At 64.5% G+C, this 20,295-nt stretch carries 15 protein-coding genes; 3 read left to right on the top strand and 12 right to left on the bottom strand.

The window, feature by feature from the left end; all coding sequences use genetic code 11:
- Positions 1-42: 42 nt before the first annotated feature.
- The 4 genes from NTCA1_RS03810 to NTCA1_RS03795 form a co-directional block, all read right to left on the bottom strand.
- On the bottom strand, positions 43-1,113 hold the full coding sequence (locus NTCA1_RS03810; protein WP_086492657.1) for a serine hydrolase: 1,071 nt from the start codon (positions 1,111-1,113) through the stop codon (positions 43-45).
- A 223-nt stretch (positions 1,114-1,336) separates the two neighbouring features.
- Positions 1,337-2,980 (bottom strand): chaperonin GroEL, encoded by a 1,644-nt coding sequence (gene groL / locus NTCA1_RS03805; protein ID WP_086492656.1) that lies wholly within the window; start codon positions 2,978-2,980, stop codon positions 1,337-1,339.
- Between the two features lie 47 nt (positions 2,981-3,027).
- Positions 3,028-3,315: a co-chaperone GroES gene (gene groES, locus NTCA1_RS03800; protein ID WP_086492655.1), complete on the bottom strand. Its 288-nt coding sequence runs from the start codon at positions 3,313-3,315 to the stop codon at positions 3,028-3,030.
- Between the two features lie 165 nt (positions 3,316-3,480).
- Positions 3,481-4,860 (bottom strand): MATE family efflux transporter, encoded by a 1,380-nt coding sequence (locus NTCA1_RS03795; RefSeq protein ID WP_159828514.1) that lies wholly within the window; start codon positions 4,858-4,860, stop codon positions 3,481-3,483.
- Between the two features lie 135 nt (positions 4,861-4,995).
- Between NTCA1_RS03795 and NTCA1_RS03790 the strand changes: the two genes are divergently transcribed.
- Positions 4,996-5,421 (top strand): cytochrome c family protein, encoded by a 426-nt coding sequence (locus NTCA1_RS03790; RefSeq protein WP_159828512.1) that lies wholly within the window; start codon positions 4,996-4,998, stop codon positions 5,419-5,421.
- A 22-nt stretch (positions 5,422-5,443) separates the two neighbouring features.
- Here NTCA1_RS03790 and NTCA1_RS03785 read toward each other — a convergent pair whose 3' ends face one another.
- The 7 genes from NTCA1_RS03785 to NTCA1_RS03755 all read right to left on the bottom strand — a co-directional run bounded on the left by NTCA1_RS03785 (position 5,444) and on the right by NTCA1_RS03755 (position 10,123).
- A complete protein-coding gene (locus tag NTCA1_RS03785) occupies positions 5,444-6,400 on the bottom strand; it encodes a GNAT family N-acetyltransferase (protein WP_159828510.1) in 957 nt (318 codons plus the stop codon).
- Between the two features lie 159 nt (positions 6,401-6,559).
- Positions 6,560-6,931 (bottom strand): 50S ribosomal protein L7/L12, encoded by a 372-nt coding sequence (rplL, locus tag NTCA1_RS03780; RefSeq protein ID WP_021232876.1) that lies wholly within the window; start codon positions 6,929-6,931, stop codon positions 6,560-6,562.
- Between the two features lie 87 nt (positions 6,932-7,018).
- Entirely contained in the window at positions 7,019-7,531 is a 513-nt protein-coding gene (gene rplJ, locus NTCA1_RS03775) for a 50S ribosomal protein L10 (protein ID WP_159828506.1), read from the bottom strand.
- Positions 7,532-7,852: 321 nt separating this feature from the next.
- Complete coding sequence (locus tag NTCA1_RS03770) at positions 7,853-8,086, bottom strand: helix-turn-helix transcriptional regulator (protein ID WP_086492651.1); 234 nt, start codon at positions 8,084-8,086, stop codon at positions 7,853-7,855.
- Positions 8,086-8,634 carry a DUF2975 domain-containing protein gene (locus NTCA1_RS03765; protein ID WP_236549088.1) on the bottom strand — a complete coding sequence of 183 codons (549 nt, stop codon included), beginning with the start codon at positions 8,632-8,634 and terminating at the stop codon, positions 8,086-8,088. Before NTCA1_RS03765 ends, NTCA1_RS03770 begins: the two co-directional genes overlap by 1 nt.
- A 23-nt stretch (positions 8,635-8,657) precedes the next feature.
- Positions 8,658-8,882 carry a hypothetical protein gene (locus NTCA1_RS03760; protein WP_086492649.1) on the bottom strand — a complete coding sequence of 75 codons (225 nt, stop codon included), beginning with the start codon at positions 8,880-8,882 and terminating at the stop codon, positions 8,658-8,660.
- A gap of 242 nt (positions 8,883-9,124) precedes the next feature.
- The gene (locus tag NTCA1_RS03755) at positions 9,125-10,123 is read right to left on the bottom strand and encodes a hypothetical protein (protein WP_159828504.1); all 999 of its coding nucleotides are present in this window, start codon (positions 10,121-10,123) and stop codon (positions 9,125-9,127) included.
- A gap of 554 nt (positions 10,124-10,677) precedes the next feature.
- Here NTCA1_RS03755 and rpoB point away from each other — a divergent pair.
- Positions 10,678-14,832, top strand: coding sequence for a DNA-directed RNA polymerase subunit beta (gene rpoB / locus NTCA1_RS03750; RefSeq protein WP_086492645.1), 4,155 nt, complete (start codon positions 10,678-10,680; stop codon positions 14,830-14,832).
- A gap of 73 nt (positions 14,833-14,905) precedes the next feature.
- Entirely contained in the window at positions 14,906-19,210 is a 4,305-nt protein-coding gene (rpoC, locus tag NTCA1_RS03745) for a DNA-directed RNA polymerase subunit beta' (protein ID WP_133084414.1), read from the top strand.
- Positions 19,211-19,553: 343 nt separating this feature from the next.
- On the opposite strand, the gene NTCA1_RS03740 is transcribed toward rpoC, so the two are convergent.
- Positions 19,554-20,294: a hypothetical protein gene (locus NTCA1_RS03740; protein WP_159828502.1), complete on the bottom strand. Its 741-nt coding sequence runs from the start codon at positions 20,292-20,294 to the stop codon at positions 19,554-19,556.
- Position 20,295 lies beyond the last annotated feature (1 nt).

Raw genomic sequence — 20,295 nt, 5'->3', positions numbered from 1 at the left:
GCTCCGAAGCGCTTTTTTCATGCGTGCCGGACTTAATGAACCTCAGCGCGCGGCGGTGCGGTAGGACGACCCTTCGGCCAGATAGCCGTCGTAGATGGTACGGGCGATGCTGGCGATCCGCGCCTCGCGATTGGGGCGGGTGCCCTGGCCGGTGACGTAGATCGCCACGGCATAGGCATGGCCGTCCGGCGTCTCGATGATGCCGATGTCGCTCGACGTGTTGTTGAGCGACCCGGTCTTGTGCGAAACCACGACTTCGGCGGGAAGCCCGGCACGGATGCGGCGCTTGCCTGTGACGGTGCGGCTCATGGCGCCGAGCAGCACGTCGCGGCCCTGCTTGCTCATCCACTTGCCGTTGTAGATGCCCGCCAGCAGCTCGACCACGGCAATCGGCGTGGCGCTGTCGCGCTTGTCGACGACCTTGGCGGGATCGATGGCGCCGTCATCGCGCACCAGCGTGGCGATGTCGCGGTCGATATGCCACTCGTCGATGCCGGTGCGGCGCACCCAGGCATTCACCGCCGAGGGGCCGCCGACGACCTTGAGCAGGGCATCGGTGGCATAGTTGTTGGAGCGGGTGATCATCAGCTCGATCAGCTGGCGCGCGCTCATGTAGGTCCCGGCGCGGACCGGCGCGACCGCGCTGGAGAACGGCGCCGAAGGCACCGGCACCATCAGCGGAAATTCGCTGGAAAGCGTCCATTTGCCCTTGTCCACGCCTTCCAGGAACGTCGCGGCAATGGCGATCTTGCTGGTGCTGGCCATCGGAAAACGCTGGTTGCCGAGCACATCGACCATGCGTCCGGTCGCAAGGTCCATGGCGGCAACGCCGATGCGCCCACGCGAGGCTTCCGCAACGGTGGCGAGCTGCCTGCCGAAATCGCTGGAATAAGTGCGCGGCGCGCGCTGCTCGGTTCCGAAGACGGAATCGAAGGAATCCTGAACATCGCCGATAGCGCCAGCCTGGGCGCGGACTTGGGTACGCACTTGCGCCTGCGCCGGCAGGGCCGTCACCGCAGCGAGAGCGACGCCTCCCGCGAGAAGGCCCGCAGCGTTGAGAAAGCGCCGAGTGCCCTTGCGGCACCGCGCGATGAGTTCGTCTGCCCCGATCATGCAGATCCCACCCTAATCTTGTCCATGTTCCCGAACGGTTAACGACAATAAGGCAAAGCGCCAGTCCTGCGCGATGAAATGCATGATCCATGCGGGCAATTGCTTGGATTCGAACAATCCTGTCGCCCAGATGAACGAATCCGTCCAGTTTGAATCACGCAAACGAAAAGGGCCGGAAGGATCGCTCCTTCCGGCCCCAATTCGCGTCGGTGACGTGAGCGCTTTAGAAGCCGCCCATGCCGCCCATGCCGCCCATGTCGGGCATCGCCGGCATGGCGGGCTTGTCGTCGGCCTTTTCGCTGATCGCCGCTTCGGTGGTGATCAGGAGCCCTGCGACCGAAGCCGCATCCTGCAGCGCGGTGCGCACGACCTTGGTCGGGTCGATGACGCCGGCGGCGACGAGGTTTTCATAGACGTCGGTCGCGGCGTTGAAGCCCAGCGATTCGTCCGAACCGTCGAGCAGCTTGCCGGCGACGACGGCGCCGTCGTGGCCCGCGTTTTCAGCGATCTGCTTCAGCGGAGCGGTGATCGCCTTGCGGACGATGTCCACGCCGCGGGTCTGGTCGTCGTTGACGCCGGTCAGGCCTTCGAGGGCGCGCGTTGCGTAGAGCAGCGCGGTGCCGCCACCGGGGACGATGCCTTCTTCAACGGCAGCGCGGGTCGCGTGGAGAGCGTCGTCGACGCGGTCCTTGCGTTCCTTCACTTCGACTTCGGTCGCACCGCCGACCTTGATGACGGCCACGCCGCCAGCAAGCTTGGCCAGACGCTCCTGCAGCTTCTCGCGGTCGTAGTCGCTGGTGGTGACTTCGATCTGGGCACGGATCTGCTCGACGCGGCCCTTGATGTCGTCCGCCGCACCGGCGCCGTCGACGATGACAGTGTTGTCCTTGTCGATGGTGACCTTCTTGGCCTGGCCGAGCATGCCGAGCGTGACGCTCTCAAGCTTGATGCCGAGGTCTTCCGAGATCATCTCGCCGGCGGTCAGCGTGGCGATGTCGCCCAGCATGGCCTTGCGGCGATCGCCGAAGCCCGGAGCCTTGACGGCAGCGATCTTCAGGCCGCCACGCAGCTTGTTGACGACGAGCGTGGCAAGGGCTTCACCCTCGATGTCCTCGGCGATGATGAGGAGCGGACGGCCCGACTGCACCACGGCTTCGAGGATCGGCAGCAGCGCCTGGAGCGACGACAGCTTCTTCTCGTGGATGAGGATGTACGGGTTTTCGAGTTCGACCGTCATCTTCTCGGGGTTGGTGACGAAGTAGGGCGACAGGTAGCCGCGGTCGAACTGCATGCCTTCGACGACGTCGAGTTCGAATTCGAGACCCTTGGCCTCTTCGACGGTGATGACGCCTTCCTTGCCGACCTTTTCCATGGCTTCGGCGATCTTTTCGCCGACTTCCACGTCACCGTTGGCCGAGATCACGCCGACCTGGGCGATTTCCGAAGAACCGGCAACGGCCTTCGAACGGCCCTTGATGTTCTCGATGACCTTGCCGACAGCGAGGTCGATGCCGCGCTTCAGGTCCATCGGGTTCATGCCGGCGGCAACCGACTTCATGCCTTCGCGCACGATCGCCTGGGCGAGAACGGTCGCGGTGGTGGTGCCGTCACCGGCTGCGTCGTTGGCCTTCGAGGCCACTTCGCGCAGCATCTGGGCGCCCATGTTCTCGAACTTGTCCTTGAGTTCGATTTCCTTGGCGACCGAGACACCGTCCTTGGTGATGCGGGGAGCGCCGAAGCTCTTCTCGATCACGACGTTGCGGCCCTTGGGGCCCAGGGTCACCTTGACGGCGTTGGCGAGGGTGTCGACGCCGGCGAGAATGCGTTCACGCGCGTCGCGGCCGAACTTTACGTCCTTGGCTGCCATGTTTTAAATCCTTCCAGAAATTATGAAAAATGCGGAAATTCGGGTGATCAGCCGATCACGCCCAGAATGTCCGATTCCTTCATGATCAGCAGGTCTTCACCGCCGACCTTGACTTCGGTGCCCGACCACTTGCCGAACAGCACGCGGTCGCCAACCTTGACGTCGAGGGGGGTGATGGTGCCGTTTTCAGCGCGGGCGCCGGTGCCGACGGCGACGATTTCGCCTTCAGCGGGCTTTTCCTTGGCGCTGTCGGGGATGATGATGCCACCGGCCGTCTTTTCTTCGGCCTCGACGCGGCGCACGAGAACACGGTCGTGCAGCGGGCGGAAAGTCATGGGGATCTCCCTTATCCTACGAACTAAAAGGGCAAGAAACTGGAATTGGCACTCACACTCGAAGAGTGCCAACGGCCGTGGATATGGTTCGGCCCATGGGCGGCGTCAAGCGCGCAGCTTTCAAAAAATTCTCATCCGGTATGGGTGCGGGATGAGACGAGAGCATTACACCCGGTCGAGGTGGAACTCTTCGCGCCAGTGCCAGCGGGCGATCAGCATCAGCGCCGCCACGGTCAGGCCCACTGCCAGGCCGATCCACACACCCACGCCTTCCAGCGGGGTGAACAGGCCGAGGACGGCGGAGGTGGCGAACCCGGCGGCCCAGTAGCCGAACAGGGCGATGGCCATCGGCACGCGGGTATCCTGTATCCCGCGTAGCGCGCCTGCCGCCACCGCCTGGAGGCCGTCGGTCAGCTGGAATATCGCCGCCACGAACAGGAATTGCAGCGCGAAACCGACGAGGACGGCGTTCCGGGGCGCGTCCACGTCGACATAAGCCGAGAGAATGAAGCGCGGCGCCAGCAGCATCGTCGAGGCGGAGACGACCATGAAGATCATCGCCACCGTGATCGCCGCCCAGCCCGCCATGCCGACGCCGACGCGGTTGCCCGCCCCGTAGTGATAGCCGACCCGGATCGTCGCCGCCTGGCCGACGCCGAACGGCACCTGGAAGGCGAAAGCGGCGATCTGAAGGGCCACGGTATGGGCGGCAAGCTGCGCCTCGCCAAGGCGGCCCATCAGGAAGGCGGCGCCGCTGAACAGGCCGCCCTCGGCGATCAGCGTCGCCGCGATCGGCAGGCCGAGCGCCAGGATCTGGCGCAGGCGCAGCCACTCGGGCCGCCAGATGCGTCCGAACACATGATAGCGCCGCAGCCTGCGGTCGCTGCGGATGGCCAGGGCATAGGCGATGACCATCACGCTTGCGGTGGTGATGCTGGCCAGCGCCGAACCCATCAGGCCAAGCGCCGGAAAACCGAAGTGGCCGAAGACCAGCACATAGTTGCCCATGGCGTTCACGGCGATCGCGAGCGCGGTGATGACGGTCGCGAAGATCGGCCTGCCGAGCGCGGACACGAAAGTGCGCAACACATTGGCGATCGTCATCGGCAGCACCGCGATCGAGACGATCCTGAGGAAATGCGCGGCGAGGCCTGCGACTTCAGGCTCCTGCCCGGTCACTTCCATCAGCCAGTCGCCGAACTGCGAGATCGCGATGGCGCCCAGGCTGAACATCACCGCGACCCAGAGCGCCGTGCGCGCGGAGCGGCGCACGTCGCGCACCGAAGTGGAACGACGCCCGATCTCGGCGGCAATCAGCGGGGCGACCGCGCCGGTCACGCCGTTGATGCCCATCATCATCAGCGCAACGATGGCGATCGCCAGGCTCGATGCCGCCAGGGCCTGCTGGCCGAGACGCGCCACGAAGATCACGTCGGTCGCAAAGACCGCCATCTGCAGGAGATTGGCGAGCGCGAGCGGCCCGGCAAGGCGCAGGGTGGCGCCGAGTTCGGCACGGAAAGTCGAGGGAAGGTGCTGTGTCGCCATTTCGGCAGGGTCGATAGGGGACGGGACCGGCAAGCGAAAGGAAATTCAGGGGTCTCTTTCGCGGGATTTGCGCGATGTCATGGTCTTCCCATCGGACGGGCGGTGGAATAGGGCACCGCCAGCGCCGGAGAAACCATGACGACTTCACGCCTGACTATCGCGTTTTCCCTGCTCCTGCTGACCGCTTGCGGCGGGTCGCAGGACAATTCCCAAACGCCTGATGCCGATAAGACCACATCCTCGAACCCCGTCGCGACGAGCGCCCGCCTCGCGGGCGCCCCGCCCGGCTTCGCCACCTGTCGGTCCTGCCATTCGGTGGAACCCGGCCGGAACGGCATCGGTCCCTCGCTGTTCGGGATCGTCGGCACCCGGGCCGGCGAAGTGCCGGGCTTCAATTTCAGCCCCGCTCTCAAGGCATCCGGCGTGACCTGGGACCGCCAGTCGCTCGACACCTGGCTGCAAGGCCCGATGAAGATGGTCCCCGGCACCCGCATGGTGATCGGCGTACCCGACCCGCAGCGGCGCAAGGACGTGATCGACTACCTCGAAACCCTGAAGTGACGCGCAGGGCCCGGCCTGCGTCCTACAGGCCGGGCCCCGCATAGCGCATCGCCACGTCGCATCGTGCGTAGCGCGCGCCGTATCGCGCCATGATCTCGGCGTCGTGGCGGAAGCCCAGCTTCTCGTAAAGATGGATCGCCGCCTCGCAGTGCTTGTTGGTCAGCAGGTAGAGCGGATCGGCGCCCATTTCCTGCGCCCGGCCGATCATCGCGGCGAGCAGGAACTCCCCCGCCTTGAGCCCGCGCGCCGATTGCCGCACGCCCATCTTCGTCAGTTCGAACGCACGCTCGCCCGTCTTCTGCAGCGCGCAGGCGCCGACCACGCCCAGCCCCTGTGCTTCGACGAAAAGGATGGTGCCGCCCGGTTCGACGATGCGGCGGCGCGGGTTTTCGAGGACGTCGCGGTCGGTGGGCTCCAGCTGGAACATCGCCTCGATCCACTCGGCATTGATGTCATGGAAGTCCTGGGCGAGGTCGTCGCTGAATTCGCGGATGGTCAGGACCGGAGGCTGGAGCCTTTCGCAGCGCGCCACCATCGACGATTCGTCCAGCGCGTTTTCGACGCGCTCCAGAAGCGCCAGCAGCGCCGCCGTCTCGCCGCCGCACATCTCGTCCACGGCAAGGCCGATACCCGGCCAGACCTGCATTTTCGTGCGCTTCATGACCGCCTGCCCCGCCGGAGTCAGGGAGACGAGGCGCTGGCGAAGATCGCTGCCCTGCTCCGCCTTCACCAATTCCAGCGCGGTCAGCTGGCCGATCGCCCGTGTCACCCCCGGCTGGCTGGATCCGACCGCCTCGGCCAGCTGGCCCACCGTCATCGCGCCCGCATCCAGCGCCGTCAGCAGCGGCATATGGGCGGGCTGCGCCGGGATGCCGGCCGCCTGGATGATCTGCGCTGCATCGCCCTGGAGACGCTCGGCCAGTCGCTTGAGGCGGCTGCCCAGATAGACACCGCCGAGGCGCGCGATCACATCGGTCATTTCGTTAACTCCATACCACGTTATATATCGCGTTATGGATATTCGGCTGGCGCGTCAACAGGGCAAAGAGAAAGGGCGGCTCCGAAGAGCCGCCCTTCCCTGTCTGCTCGGAAAAACCGAGAAGATCGATAATCGGCGCGGGCCAGGGCCCGCAGCAGATTACTTGAGCTCGACGGTGCCGCCGGCTTCTTCGATCTTCTTCTTGATTTCTTCGGCTTCAGCCTTCGAAGCGCCTTCCTTGACGGCCTTCGGAGCGCCTTCGACGAGAGCCTTGGCTTCAGCCAGGCCCAGACCGGTGATGGCGCGGACTTCCTTGATGACGTTGATCTTCTTGCCACCGTCGCCGGTGAGGATCACGTCGAATTCAGTCTTTTCTTCGACGGCAGCGGCTTCACCGGCCGGGGCAGCAGCCACGGCAACGGCAGCAGCGGCGGAAACGCCCCATGCTTCTTCGAGAGCCTTGGCGAGGTCAGCGGCCTCGAGGACGGTCAGCTGCGACAGTTCTTCAACAAGCTTGGCGATATCGGCCATGATAATAACTCCTGATCTGTGGTCCACCGTGAGCCTCATGCCCAACGGCGGAATAAATCGTTAGAAAAGCGTTGCTTAAGCTTGAACTCAAGCAGCCTTGTCGGCGTAGGCAGCGAAGACGCGCGCCAGCTTGGCCGCCGGAGCGGTCTGAAGCTGGGCGATCTTGGTCGCCGGAGCCTGAACGAGGCCGATGAGCTTGGCGCGCAGTTCGTCGAGCGAGGGCATCGAGGCGAGAGCCTTGACACCCGTTGCGTCCAGAACCTGCGAACCCATCGCGCCGCCGACGATCTCGATCTTGTCGGTCGTCTTGGCGAAGTCCACGACAGCCTTTGCAGCAGCGACGGGGTCCACCGAAGTGGCGATGGCCGTCGGGCCGGTCAGGAAGTCGTCGATACCGGCATAGTCGGTATCCACGATGGCAAGCTTGGCAAGACTGTTCTTCGCAACCTTGTAGGTCGCGCCCGCGTCACGGATCTTGCCGCGCAGGGCAGTGGACTGAGCCACCGTCATGCCGAGGTTGCGGGTGATGACCACCACGCCGACCTTGTTGAAGACCGCGTTGAGCTGGGCGACCGAATCGGCTTTCTGCGAACGATCCATGCCTTACTCCTTCACATGTGACCGCTTGGGACTTGCGCCCCGCACGGCCGGCTACGTTTGTCCGAAGCGCTGATGCACTTCGGGCGAGTCCGTTGGCGATGGGGAAGGAGTTTTCGGGTCGAAACCCGAATGGACACCACGCTCATGAGCGAGGGCCGGAAAATTTCCTGTTCCCCGTCTAGGCTGGAAATTAAGCCCCCGCGAATCGAGGGCACCAACTGTCTCGGACGGATGAACGATGGGCCGAAACCCAACGGTTCGGGCGCGCCTCTGAAGGAAAGCGCGCCCGAAGTCAAGCGATTCGCGGGTAATGCGGGAACTTCAAACCGCCGGCTCGTATCCCAGCAGGTCGCCCGGCTGGCAGTCCAGTTCCCGGCAGATCGCCTCCAGCGTGGAGAAGCGGATCGCCTTGGCCTTGCCGGTCTTGAGGATCGAGAGATTGGCGAGCGTGATGCCGATGCGCTCCGCCAGTTCGGTCAGCGTCATGCGGCGGGCATGGAGCAGGTCGTCCAGCTTCACCACGATGCCCGCGCCTTCGGTGCCGTCTTCCCCCATCACACGGTCCCTTCCAGTTCGGCGCGCATTTCGGCGCCCTTGCGGAAGACCCGGGCCAGGATGAAGAGGATCAGCATCAGCAGCAGGCCGTTGCCGGAGACGCCGCCCATGGTCTCGATCCTGGTATGACCCTCGCCGATATGGTTGATCCATGCGCCAAGCCCGGAAAGCGGCAGGCCCAGAAGCTGGACGACGAGGCTGAGCCACGCCATCTGCGTCAGCCGCGCGGCATTGTCCGGCACGAAAGGATCGCCGTCAGCGACCGTACCGACGATCCGCTTGAGGAGCTGGAAGATGCGGAACAGGACGCCGCAAAGCACCGCTGCCACCACCAGGATCGCGCTGACCACCCAGTAGAACTGCGGCAGGAACAACGGCATTTCCTTGGCCATTTCGGCGGAAATATCGCTCTGGAACAGCAAAAGCAGTGGGATCGCCACGACACAGGCGGCAATGCCGATGACCATGCTGGCCATCAGGAACCAGAGCAGACCCTTGGCAATGGCGAGCAGCGGATCGCGGGTGATCGATTGCATGGTGGAAGTCATCGTCCTTGCCCCTTTTCCCTAGCTTACATCAGTGCCGGTGCGACCGGGGCCGCGATGACGATGCGATTGCCGAAAGCCGCCTCGCTCTGGGGCGCCTCATGAACCGCTGCCTCGGCTGCGGGCGCCGCATGGGCGGGCGTCGAAATCGTCGGCAACCAGAATGCGGCCACGAAGGCCAGCGAGAGCATGGCTGCGGCGGGGCGAGAAGCGGCCTGTGCGGGCGAAAAGCGTGCGTTCGAGAAGGTCATTGTTCGTTCTCCGATATGCCTGATATCGAAATTCAATAAACCTGATTCGGCTTATCGTCAAACAATAATATTGAAAAACGATATGTGCCGCATCGCTTTTCGAAAAACCGTGCGGGAGAACCTCGGACGCGCATAAGGAAACGGGACGATTCCCGAAGGAACCGCCCCGCTCCTTCCGGCCTGCCGCGCAAGGGGTGCAGCAGGCCGGAGTCACGCCATTTCGGCGTCAGGCAATTTCGGCATCACACCTTCTCGGCATCCTCGCGCTCGGGCACGGGCTCTGTCGAAGTGGTCTGCATGGTCGGGCGATACGTGCGCCAGTCGAAGGGCTTGCCCTGCATCTGCATATGCTCGCGGTGCTGGAGAATCAGCCGCGCGCGGCGCATCCGGGCCTTGTGCGAGGTGAACGGGTTGGCAGCATTGGGCGCCGCCGCGACCATGGCGTCGAGCAGGGCCTGGCGGTCCTCCGCCAGTGGCACCGGCCCCTGAGACAGGGCCTCGGACGACGGGCCGGCGCGCGCAACGGGAACCCCGGCTTCGGCGGGGCGTGCCTCGGCCGCAGGTTCGAGCGGCTGAATCGACGCGAAGTCATCGACCGATGTCGATGCTGCGGGCCACGCATGGTTGGCGTGCTCGTCCAAGACCTTGCGGCGGCGCATCAGCATGGCCGCTATGCCGGCACCCGCCACGCCGAGCGCGGCCAGAAGCCCAAGCACGCCCTGGGCGGGCAAATCACCGCTGCCGGGCTCGCGCTGCGCGGGCGCCTGGACAGGCTCGGCGCGGCGAGGTGCGGCAGCTGCGACGGGAGTAACCGCATCGCCCTGCGCGAGCGCACCGTCACGCGCCGTGCCGAGGTCGGCCTGGGTCGGAACCCGTGTCGCCTCAGGCGCGGAACGTGCGACCGCCTGCGCAGCATCGCTAGATCGCGCTGCGACAGGAGGCGCGGCTTCGGCGGGGGCCGCCGCTTCCGGCGCTGGCTCTGGGGCCTCACCAATCTCGGGAAGCGTGACCACCGGGCGTTCGGGCACCGAACTCGCAGGAGGGGGCGCTGCCGAAGGCGGTATAGCGCTCGGCACGGACGGGACGATGACGGTCGGCGGCATCGGCGCGGACCCGGGCTGGGTCGGCAAGCTGGTGCCGGACGTCATGTCCTGCGCGAGAGCAGGGATGGCGGTGAGCGCGAGAACGGCGGAAATCGCCGTTACCGCGCCATACGAGCGGGGGGCGTATTCTTTTTCCATGCAGACTGAATGCCTGAGCCACGATCGGGTTACAGAAATCCGCAACTGCAGGGACGAGCTGAAATAAAAATACCGATGAAATGCAGTCTAATACGAACAACTGCACACAAGGAGACAAAAGCCTTCCTTGTCGAGACGCCATCAAGGGCCGGCGTGTTCATTCACCGACCACGCCCAGAACACGCCTCGACTTCTTCGATTCTTGCATCGTGGCACCACCGACCGCCCGAACACCCTCGATCACCCCCGGGCGCCGCAGCGGACCGTTTGACATCGACCCTGCCCACTTCTATATGACGCCCTCGCTCGATCGCTTCGAGCAAGGTTCGTTCATGCGCGGGAACGGGCTCGGGAAGGAAGCGATACGGGTTTCATCTGACGCAGAAGGCTGCTGGCCGCAACCGTGAAACCCCAGGTTTTGCGCGCGTGCCGGGCGGCCTTTTGGCGTTTTGATGCCCTGCCTCCAGGCAGGGAAAACGTCACTCGCGACGACGAATTTTTACGGGCCGGTTCATGCGAATCGGCCTCAGAAGCGAAGAGGCAAAGACCAGCTCATGGCCACCAAGCCCGCAAGCGTCCGATCCGCGAAGAAGCGGATCCGCAAGATCTTCGGCGACATCCACGAAGTCGTCCAGATGCCCAACCTGATCGAGGTCCAGCGCGAGAGCTACGAACAGTTCCTGCGTTCGGATCCGGCCACCGGCTATGTCTCGGGCCTGGAAAAGACCCTGCGTTCGGTCTTCCCGATCCGCGACTTCGCGGGCACCAGCGAGCTGGACTTCGTCCACTACGAGCTGGAAGAGCCGAAGTACGACGTGACCGAGTGCCGCCAGCGCGGCATCACTTACGCGGCCCCGATGAAGGTCACGCTGCGCCTGATCGTGTTCGAAGTGGACGCCGAGACCGAGACCCGCTCGGTCCTCGATATCAAGGAGCAGGACGTCTACATGGGCGACATGCCGCTCATGACCGAAAACGGCACCTTCTTCATCAACGGCACCGAACGCGTGATCGTCTCGCAGATGCACCGTTCGCCGGGCGTCCTGTTCGACCATGACCGCGGCAAGACCCACTCCTCGGGCAAGTTCCTCTTCGCTGCCCGCGTGATCCCCTATCGCGGTTCGTGGCTGGACTTCGAGTTCGACGCCAAGGACATCGTCAACGTCCGTATCGACCGCAAGCGCAAGCTGCCGGTCACGGCGCTGCTCTACAGCCTCGGCCTCGATTCCGAGCAGATCCTCGACTACTTCTACCAGACCGTGACCTGGAAGCGCGGTTCGGGCGGCTGGCAGCTGCCCTACCAGCCCGAAGCCTGGCGCGGCGCCAAGCCCGCCTTCGACATCGTCGACGCCAAGTCGGGCGAAGTCGTGTTCCCGGCCGGCCAGAAGATCAGCCCGCGTGCCGCCAACAAGGCGCAGAAGGACGGTCTTGAGGAACTGCTGATCCCGACCGAGGAAATCTTCGGCCGCTATTCGTCGAAGGACCTGATCGACGAGTCGACCGGTCGCATCTACATCGAGGCTGGCGACGAAGTTTCGCCGGAGAACCTCGAAGCGCTCGACCGCGCGGGCATCGACCAGATCGACCTGCTCGACATCGACGACATCAATACCGGCCCCTGGATCCGCAACACGATGAAGGCCGACAAGGCCGACAATCGCGACATGGGTCTGGAAGCGATCTACAAGGTCATGCGTCCGGGCGAACCGCCGACGAAGGAAACCGCCGAAGCCCTCTTCGCCGGCCTGTTCTTCGACGCCGACCGCTACGACCTCTCGGCCGTGGGCCGCGTCAAGCTGAACATGCGTCTCGGCCTTGACGTCGAGGATACCGTCACCACCCTTCGCACCGACGACATTCTCGCGGTCGTGAAGGAACTGGTCGGCCTCAAGGACGGCAAGGGCGAAATTGACGACATCGACAACCTCGGCAACCGCCGCGTGCGTTCGGTGGGCGAGCTGCTCGAGAACCAGTACCGCGTCGGCCTGCTTCGCATGGAGCGCGCCGTGAAGGAGCGCATGTCGTCGGTGGACGTGTCGACGGTCATGCCGAACGACCTCATCAACGCCAAGCCCGCCGTGGCCGCTGTGCGCGAGTTCTTCGGTTCCTCGCAGCTCTCGCAGTTCATGGACCAGACCAACCCGCTTTCGGAAGTCACCCACAAGCGCCGCGTCTCGGCACTTGGGCCGGGTGGTCTTACCCGTGAGCGCGCCGGCTTCGAAGTCCGCGACGTTCACCCGACCCACTATGGCCGCATCTGCCCGATCGAAACGCCGGAAGGCCCGAACATCGGTCTGATCAACTCGCTCTCGACGTTCGCCCGCGTCAACAAGTACGGCTTCATCGAAACCCCGTACCGCCGCGTCGTGGACGGTCACGTCTCGGGCGAGGTCGTCTACCTTTCGGCCATGGAAGAGCAGAAGCACACCGTCGCGCAGGCGTCGGCAGGGCTGAACACCGACGGTTCGTTCGTCGAAGAACTCGTCTCGGCGCGCCAGAACGGCGAATTCGTGATGAGCCCGCGCGACCAGATCACGCTGATGGACGTTTCGCCCAAGCAGCTCGTCTCGGTGGCCGCCTCGCTCATTCCGTTCCTGGAAAACGACGACGCCAACCGCGCGCTCATGGGATCGAACATGCAGCGTCAGGCCGTGCCGCTCGTGCAGGCGGACGCTCCGTTCGTCGGCACCGGCATGGAAGAAACGGTTGCGCGTGACTCGGGCGCCGCGATCTCGGCGCTGCGCGCCGGTATCGTCGACCAGGTGGACGCCACCCGTATCGTCATCCGCGCCTCGGGCGATATCGAACCCGGCAAGTCGGGCGTCGACATCTACCGTCTCCAGAAGTTCGAGCGTTCGAACCAGTCGACCTGCATCAACCAGCGCCCGCTGGTGAAGGTGGGCGAAGTGGTCCAGGCCGGCGACACCATCGCCGACGGTCCCTCCACCGAGCTGGGCGAACTGGCCCTGGGCCGCAACGTGCTCGTCGCGTTCATGCCCTGGAACGGCTACAACTACGAAGACTCCATCCTGATCTCCGAGCGGATCGTGAAGGAAGACGTCTTCACCTCGATCCACATCGACGAGTTCGAAGTGATGGCCCGCGACACCAAGCTGGGCCCGGAAGACATCACCCGCGACATCCCCAACGTCGGCGAGGAAGCCCTGCGCAACCTCGACGAAGCGGGCATCGTCTACATCGGCGCCGAAGTGCATCCGGGCGACATCCTGGTCGGCAAGATCACGCCGAAGGGCGAAAGCCCGATGACGCCGGAAGAAAAGCTCCTGCGCGCCATCTTCGGTGAAAAGGCTTCGGACGTCCGCGACACCTCGCTGCGTCTGCCGCCGGGCGTTTCGGGCACGATCGTCGACGTTCGCGTCTTCAACCGCCACGGTATCGAGGTCGATGACCGTACCCGCGCGATCCAGAACGAGGAAATCGAACGCCTCGCCAAGGACCGCGAGGACGAACGCGCCATCCTCAACCGCGCCACCTACAACCGTCTGAAGGACATGCTCCTCGGCCAGGTCGCCGCTTCGGCGCCCAAGGGCCTCAAGAAGGGCGTGGACATCACGGAAGAGGTGCTGGACGAGGTCGAGCGTCACGAGTGGTGGAAGTTCGCGGTTGCGGACGATCACATGCAGTCGCAGCTCGAAGCGGTGAAGACCCAGTACGACCTCACCGTCAAGGCGATCCAGGAGAAGTTCGAGGACCGCAAGGAAAAGCTGGAGCGCGGCGACGAGCTGGCCCCGGGCGTCCTGAAGATGGTCAAGGTCTTCGTGGCCGTGAAGCGCAAGCTTCAGCCGGGCGACAAGATGGCCGGCCGTCACGGCAACAAGGGTATCATCAGCCGCATCCTGCCGCTGGAGGACATGCCCTTCCTCGAAGACGGTACCCCGGTCGATTTCGTTCTGAACCCGCTCGGCGTGCCTTCGCGCATGAACGTCGGCCAGATCTTCGAAACGCACCTCGGCTGGGCCGCTCGCGGCCTGGGCGCGCGTATCGGCGCGGCTCTGGACGACTGGCGCGCAGCCAATCCGAACCCGGAAGCCGGTCAGCCGCCGGAAGCCGTTCGCGAACTGCTCAAGGAGATCTACGGCGAGAACTACACCGCCGACATCGAAGCGCGCAGCGACGAACAGATCGTCGAGTTCGCCCAGTCCGTCCGCAAGGGCGTGCCGATGGGCTCGCCGGTGTTCGACGGCGCGGTCGAGGCTGACGTCTCGGCCATGCTGAAGCTCGCCGGTCTCGACGAATCGGGTCAGGTCGATCTCTACGACGGCCGCACCGGCGACCGTTTCGACCGCAAGGTGACCGTCGGCTGCAAGTACGTGCTCAAGCTGCACCACCTTGTCGACGACAAGATCCACGCCCGTTCGATCGGCCCCTACTCGCTCGTCACCCAGCAGCCGCTGGGCGGTAAGGCGCAGTTCGGCGGCCAGCGCTTCGGTGAAATGGAGGTCTGGGCTCTCCAGGCCTACGGCGCGGCTTACACGCTCCAGGAAATGCTCACGGTGAAGTCGGACGACGTGGTCGGCCGCACCAAGGTCTACGAAGCGATCGTCAAGGGCGACGACACCTTCGAGGCCGGCATTCCCGAAAGCTTCAACGTGCTCGTCAAGGAAATGCGCTCGCTGGGCCTCAACGTCGAACTCTCCTCGCTCGACAACGACGAGGACGACGACGGCGTGGCGCTGGCGGCGGAATAACGGGATCGGGCGGGGTTCGCGCTCCGCCCTCCCACCTTCCGCCTAGAGAATTCACCCCCAGGGGACTGAAACTATGAACGACCTGTCCAAGTTCACCAACCAGATGGCGAAGCCCGAGACCTTCGATCAGATCCAGATCGGTCTCGCCTCGCCCGAGCGCATCCGCTCCTGGTCCTTCGGCGAGATCAAGAAGCCGGAAACCATCAACTACCGTACGTTCAAGCCTGAGCGTGACGGCCTCTTCTGCGCCCGCATCTTCGGTCCCGTGAAGGACTACGAATGCCTTTGCGGCAAGTACAAGCGCATGAAGTACAAGGGCGTCGTCTGCGAAAAGTGCGGCGTCGAAGTCACCGTCACCAAGGTGCGCCGCGAGCGCATGGGCCATATCGAGCTGGCCGCGCCTGTCGCGCACATCTGGTTCCTGAAGTCGCTGCCCTCGCGCATCGGCCTGCTGCTCGACATGCAGCTCAAGCAGCTTGAGCGCGTCCTCTACTTCGAGAGCTACATCGTCATCGAGCCGGGCCTGACCCCGCTCGAGAAGTACCAGCTCCTCACCGAAGACGAGATGCTCGACGCCCAGGACGAGTACGGCGAAGACGCCTTCTCGGCCGGTATCGGCGCCGAGGCGGTGAAGCACATGCTCATCAACCTCGACCTCGAGCAGGAGCGTGCGGACCTTCTCCAGGAACTTGAGACGACCAAGTCGGAACTCAAGCCCAAGAAGATCATCAAGCGCCTCAAGGTCGTGGAATCGTTCATCGATTCGGGCAACCGCCCCGAGTGGATGATCCTTGACGTCGTGCCGGTCATTCCGCCCGAACTGCGCCCGCTGGTGCCCCTGGACGGCGGCCGCTTCGCGACCTCGGACCTCAACGACCTCTATCGCCGCGTCATCAACCGCAACAACCGTCTGAAGCGGCTGATCGAGCTGCGCGCGCCGGACATCATCGTCCGCAACGAAAAGCGCATGCTGCAGGAAGCCGTCGACGCCCTGTTCGACAACGGCCGCCGCGGCCGCGTCATCACCGGCGCCAACAAGCGTCCGCTGAAGTCGCTGTCCGACATGCTCAAGGGCAAGCAGGGCCGCTTCCGTCAGAACCTTCTGGGTAAGCGCGTCGACTATTCGGGCCGTTCGGTCATCGTGACCGGTCCCGAACTCAAGCTGCACCAGTGCGGTCTTCCCAAGAAGATGGCGCTCGAGCTGTTCAAGCCGTTCATCTACGCCCGCCTGGACGCCAAGGGTCTCTCCATGACCCTGAAGCAGGCCAAGAAGTGGGTCGAGAAGGAGCGCAAGGAAGTCTGGGACATCCTCGACGAAGTCATTCGCGAGCACCCGGTCATGCTGAACCGCGCGCCCACGCTCCACCGTCTGGGCATCCAGGCGTTCGAGCCCGTGCTGATCGAAGGCAAGGCGATCCAGCTGCACCCGCTCGTCTGCTCGGCCTTCAACGCCGACTTCGACGGTGACCAGATGGCCGTCCACGTGCCGCTCTCGCTGGAAGCCCAGCTGGAAGCGCGCGTGCTGATGATGTCCACCAACAACATCCTCTCGCCCGCCAACGGCAAGCCGATCATCGTGCCTTCGCAGGACATGGTTCTCGGCCTCTACTACCTGTCGATGGACCGTACCGGCGAGCCGGGCGAAGGCATGAAGTTCGCGGACATGGCCGAAGTGCATCAGGCGCTTCACGTCGGTGCCGTGACGCTGCACTCGAAGATCGAGGCCCGCGTGCCGCAGACCGACGAGAACGGCGAGCAGTACATGAAGCGCTTCGAGACCACGCCGGGCCGCATGCTGCTGGGCGAATGCCTGCCCAAGTCGCACACCGTGCCCTTCGACGTCGTCAACCGCCTTCTCACCAAGAAGGAAATCGGTGACGTCATCGACCAGGTCTATCGCCACACCGGCCAGAAGGACACGGTGCTGTTCGCCGACGCGATCATGTCGCTCGGCTTCCGCAACGCGTTCAAGGCCGGCATCTCCTTCGGCAAGGATGACATGATCATCCCGGAATCGAAGGAAGCCCTGGTGAACGAGACCAAGGAACTGGTTGCCGACTACGAGCAGCAGTACCAGGACGGCCTCATCACCCAGCAGGAAAAGTACAACAAGGTGATCGACGCCTGGAGCCGTTGCGGCGACCAGGTGGCGAACGCCATGATGGAAGACCTCAAGGCGCAGCCGATCGATCCCGAGACCGGCCGCATGGCCCAGATCAACTCGATCTACATGATGAGCCACTCCGGTGCGCGTGGTTCCCCGGCGCAGATGAAGCAGCTGGGCGGTATGCGCGGCCTCATGGCCAAGCCGTCGGGCGAGATCATCGAAACGCCGATCATCTCGAACTTCAAGGAAGGTCTGACCGTTCTTGAATACTTCAACTCGACCCACGGCGCCCGTAAGGGCCTGGCGGATACGGCGCTCAAGACGGCGAACTCGGGTTACCTGACCCGCCGTCTGGTCGACGTGTCGCAGGACTGCGTCGTCGTGATCGAGGATTGCGGTACCGAGCGCGCGCTGGAAATGCGTTCGATCGTGCAGGGCGGTTCCACCATCGCCTCGCTCGCCGAGCGTATCCTGGGCCGTACCCTGGCCGAGGACATCGTCGACAAGGAAGGCAACGTGGTTGCCGCCAAGGGCCAGCTCCTCGACGAAGCCGCCGTGGCGGCTATCGAGGCGACCGGCCTGCAGGCTGCCCGCATCCGTTCGCCGCTGGTCTGCGAAGCCCAGCAGGGCGTCTGCGGCAAGTGCTACGGTCGTGACCTTGCCCGTGGTACCCCGGTCAACATCGGTGAAGCCGTCGGCGTCATCGCCGCACAGTCGATCGGTGAACCGGGCACGCAGCTCACCATGCGTACCTTCCACATCGGCGGTGCCGCGCAGCTCAACGAAACCAGCCACCTGGAATCGATCTGCGACGGTAAGGTCGAGTACCGCGACATCCCGACGATCGTCGACAAGCGCGGTCGCCGCCTGTCGCTCGCCCGCAACGGCGAGATCGTGGTGTTCGACAGCGAAGGCCGCGAGCGCGCCATGCACCGCGTGCCTTACGGTACGGTGCTGCTGCACACCAACGGTGCGGCGGTGAAGGAAGGCGAACGCCTGGCCGAGTGGGATCCGTTCTCGCTCCCGATCATCACCGAAACCTCGGGTACGGTGAAGTATCAGGACCTGATCGACACCCGCACGCTGACCGAGCAGGTCGACGATGCGACCGGCATGACCAGCCGCGTCGTCACCGAAGACCGTTCGTCGCGCAGCGCGAAGAAGAAGGAAGACCTGCGTCCGCGCATCACCCTTCTGGACGAGGGTTCGGGTGAAACCGCACGCTACATGATGGCGCCGGGCACCACGCTCTCGGTCGAGGACGGCCAGACCGTCGAAGCCGGCGACATCATCGCCCGTGCTTCGCGCGAAGCCGCCAAGACCCGCGACATCACCGGCGGTCTGCCGCGCGTTGCCGAACTGTTCGAGGCCCGCAAGCCGAAGGACAACTCGATCATCGCCAAGGTCTCCGGCCGCATCGAGTTCGTGCGTGACTACAAGGCCAAGCGCAAGATCGCGATCATCCCGGAAGAGGGTGATCCGGTTGAGTACCTGATCCCGAAGAGCCGCGTGATCGATGTGCAGGAAGGCGACTTCGTCAAGAAGGGCGACAACCTGATCTCGGGCTCGCCCGATCCGCACGACATTCTGGAAGTCCTCGGCGTCGAGGCTCTGGCAGAATACCTCGTCGCGGAAATCCAGGAAGTCTACCGCTTGCAGGGCGTGAAGATCAACGACAAGCACATCGAGACGATCGTTCGTCAGATGCTGCAGAAGGTCGAGATCACGGCCGGTGGCGACACCACCCTGCTGCCGGGCGAACAGGTCGACTACGAGGAAATGTTCGAGATCAACAGCAAGCTTCCCGAGGGCAAGCAGCCCGCGGAAGGCAAGCCGGTGCTTCTCGGCATCACCAAGGCGTCGCTCCAGACCCGCTCGTTCATCTCGGCGGCGTCGTTCCAGGAGACCACCCGCGTGCTCACGCAGGCGGCTGTCGAGGGCAAGAAGGACTCGCTCATCGGCCTCAAGGAAAACGTCATCGTCGGCCGCCTCATCCCGGCGGGTACCGGCGCCGGCATGAACCGCGTCCGCGTGGCGGCCACCAGCCGCGATGCTGCCCTGCGCGCGTCCTACCGCCGCATGCAGGAAGCCCTGATCGCCGCCAATTCGGCGGAAGAAGAGCATGCAGCCGAACTGGCCCAGGGCCCGGAAGCCGCGATCGGCAACGATCCGCTCGCCGCAGTCGAAGGTGAAACCCATGGTCTGGACGCCGATGCCGGCGATTACCTGATCAAGGGTGACGAACAGCCGGAAGGTGGCGACGAAGCGTAAGCTTCCCGCCTCCACCTGACAGGCACACGAAAGGCCCCGCCGGATCGCTCCGGCGGGGCCTTTTGCTTGAGGTTCGATGACAGGCGCTTCGATGGGCGGCTTACCAAGCTCGACCGGCGACATGGCCTGCCCGCCCCGTCACGGGCATAGAGGCGCTACCTTCCGTTCGCTCCGCAAGGCTGATTCCAGATGGGCAATCCCGAGTCCAAGTTCGTACCCGCAGCGATGGCCTCGGTCATCGCCATGGCCGCGTTCGCAGTCTGGTCCAGCCTTGCGGGGATCGGAGGGGTGGCCTGAGGGCGGCCCCTGCCCCCTCGACCTGGCATCCCGATCAAGCGGCGCGCTACGCTTGTAATGACGAGCTAAGGAAGCGCCCGCCCCGATAGCCGTAGTAAAGCCCCGTCCCCACCATGGTCGCGATCAGGCCGACCAGCAGGGCATCCCAGGTCATCAATCCCCAGACCACCGCCAAGGGCTTGCCGAGCGCGAAGACGTGGTTGCCGTGATGGAGCTGTTGCAGCAACGCGAAGACCGGCCCGGTAAAGAGCGCCATGCGCAACGCCTGCCCCCAGCCGTTCCGATAGGCGTCCTTCAACCCGCTGGTCCGGTCTCCCAGCAGTCCGCCGATCATCAGCACCAGACCCGGCAGGCTGGCCACGAAGAGCGACGCCGACAGCGCGAACTGCCCGGCAGGCGGCAGGCGAAAGGCGAAGAGGCCGGGGATCGAGCACAGCACCTGCACGGCAAAGCCCAGCAGCACCTGCTTCCAGCCGATCCCGGCAAGGCTCCAGAACCGCGCGCCTTCCGCCCGATTGGCCCAGAAGCGCGCGGCCAGCAGGATGGCGATAAGGAACCCCGCCATCTTGATCGCCCCCAGCGACATCCGCGCGGGCGCGGAACCGAACGCAGCGAAGGCATCGTGGCTGGCGAACATGCCCAGCCTTATCTCGACGACATGCTGCGCAAACTCCGGCAGCACGGCGAGCGCGGGGATGATCGGCGCCAGCTTCCACAGCCTGACGCCGTCACGCAGCGAGGCGAGGAAAGCGCGTACCTCCCCGCCCATGCGCTGGCTGAAACTCATT

The sequence above is a fragment of the Novosphingobium sp. TCA1 genome (assembly GCF_009811895.1).
In the GTDB taxonomy this organism is placed as follows: Bacteria; Pseudomonadota; Alphaproteobacteria; order Sphingomonadales; family Sphingomonadaceae; genus Novosphingobium; species Novosphingobium panipatense_A.
This window is presented reverse-complemented; position numbering and strand designations above follow the sequence as displayed.

Bases quoted from the DNA above. Each gene is read 5' to 3' on its own strand.
- NTCA1_RS03770 (WP_086492651.1), bottom strand. From the start codon at position 8,086: ATGGGGGAAGACGGCACCGAAGGCGCGGGCATCGTGGTGAAGCTGGAC.
- NTCA1_RS03810 (WP_086492657.1), bottom strand. From the start codon at position 1,113: ATGATCGGGGCAGACGAACTCATCGCGCGGTGCCGCAAGGGCACTCGG.
- NTCA1_RS03755 (WP_159828504.1), bottom strand. From the start codon at position 10,123: ATGGAAAAAGAATACGCCCCCCGCTCGTATGGCGCGGTAACGGCGATT.
- NTCA1_RS03795 (WP_159828514.1), bottom strand. From the start codon at position 4,860: ATGGCGACACAGCACCTTCCCTCGACTTTCCGTGCCGAACTCGGCGCC.
- NTCA1_RS03760 (WP_086492649.1), bottom strand. From the start codon at position 8,882: ATGACCTTCTCGAACGCACGCTTTTCGCCCGCACAGGCCGCTTCTCGC.
- rplL (WP_021232876.1), bottom strand. From the start codon at position 6,931: ATGGCCGATATCGCCAAGCTTGTTGAAGAACTGTCGCAGCTGACCGTC.
- NTCA1_RS03790 (WP_159828512.1), top strand. From the start codon at position 4,996: ATGACGACTTCACGCCTGACTATCGCGTTTTCCCTGCTCCTGCTGACC.
- NTCA1_RS03785 (WP_159828510.1), bottom strand. From the start codon at position 6,400: ATGACCGATGTGATCGCGCGCCTCGGCGGTGTCTATCTGGGCAGCCGC.
- rplJ (WP_159828506.1), bottom strand. From the start codon at position 7,531: ATGGATCGTTCGCAGAAAGCCGATTCGGTCGCCCAGCTCAACGCGGTC.
- rpoB (WP_086492645.1), top strand. From the start codon at position 10,678: ATGGCCACCAAGCCCGCAAGCGTCCGATCCGCGAAGAAGCGGATCCGC.
- groL (WP_086492656.1), bottom strand. From the start codon at position 2,980: ATGGCAGCCAAGGACGTAAAGTTCGGCCGCGACGCGCGTGAACGCATT.
- NTCA1_RS03740 (WP_159828502.1), bottom strand. From the start codon at position 20,294: ATGAGTTTCAGCCAGCGCATGGGCGGGGAGGTACGCGCTTTCCTCGCC.
- groES (WP_086492655.1), bottom strand. From the start codon at position 3,315: ATGACTTTCCGCCCGCTGCACGACCGTGTTCTCGTGCGCCGCGTCGAG.
- NTCA1_RS03765 (WP_236549088.1), bottom strand. From the start codon at position 8,634: ATGACTTCCACCATGCAATCGATCACCCGCGATCCGCTGCTCGCCATT.
- rpoC (WP_133084414.1), top strand. From the start codon at position 14,906: ATGAACGACCTGTCCAAGTTCACCAACCAGATGGCGAAGCCCGAGACC.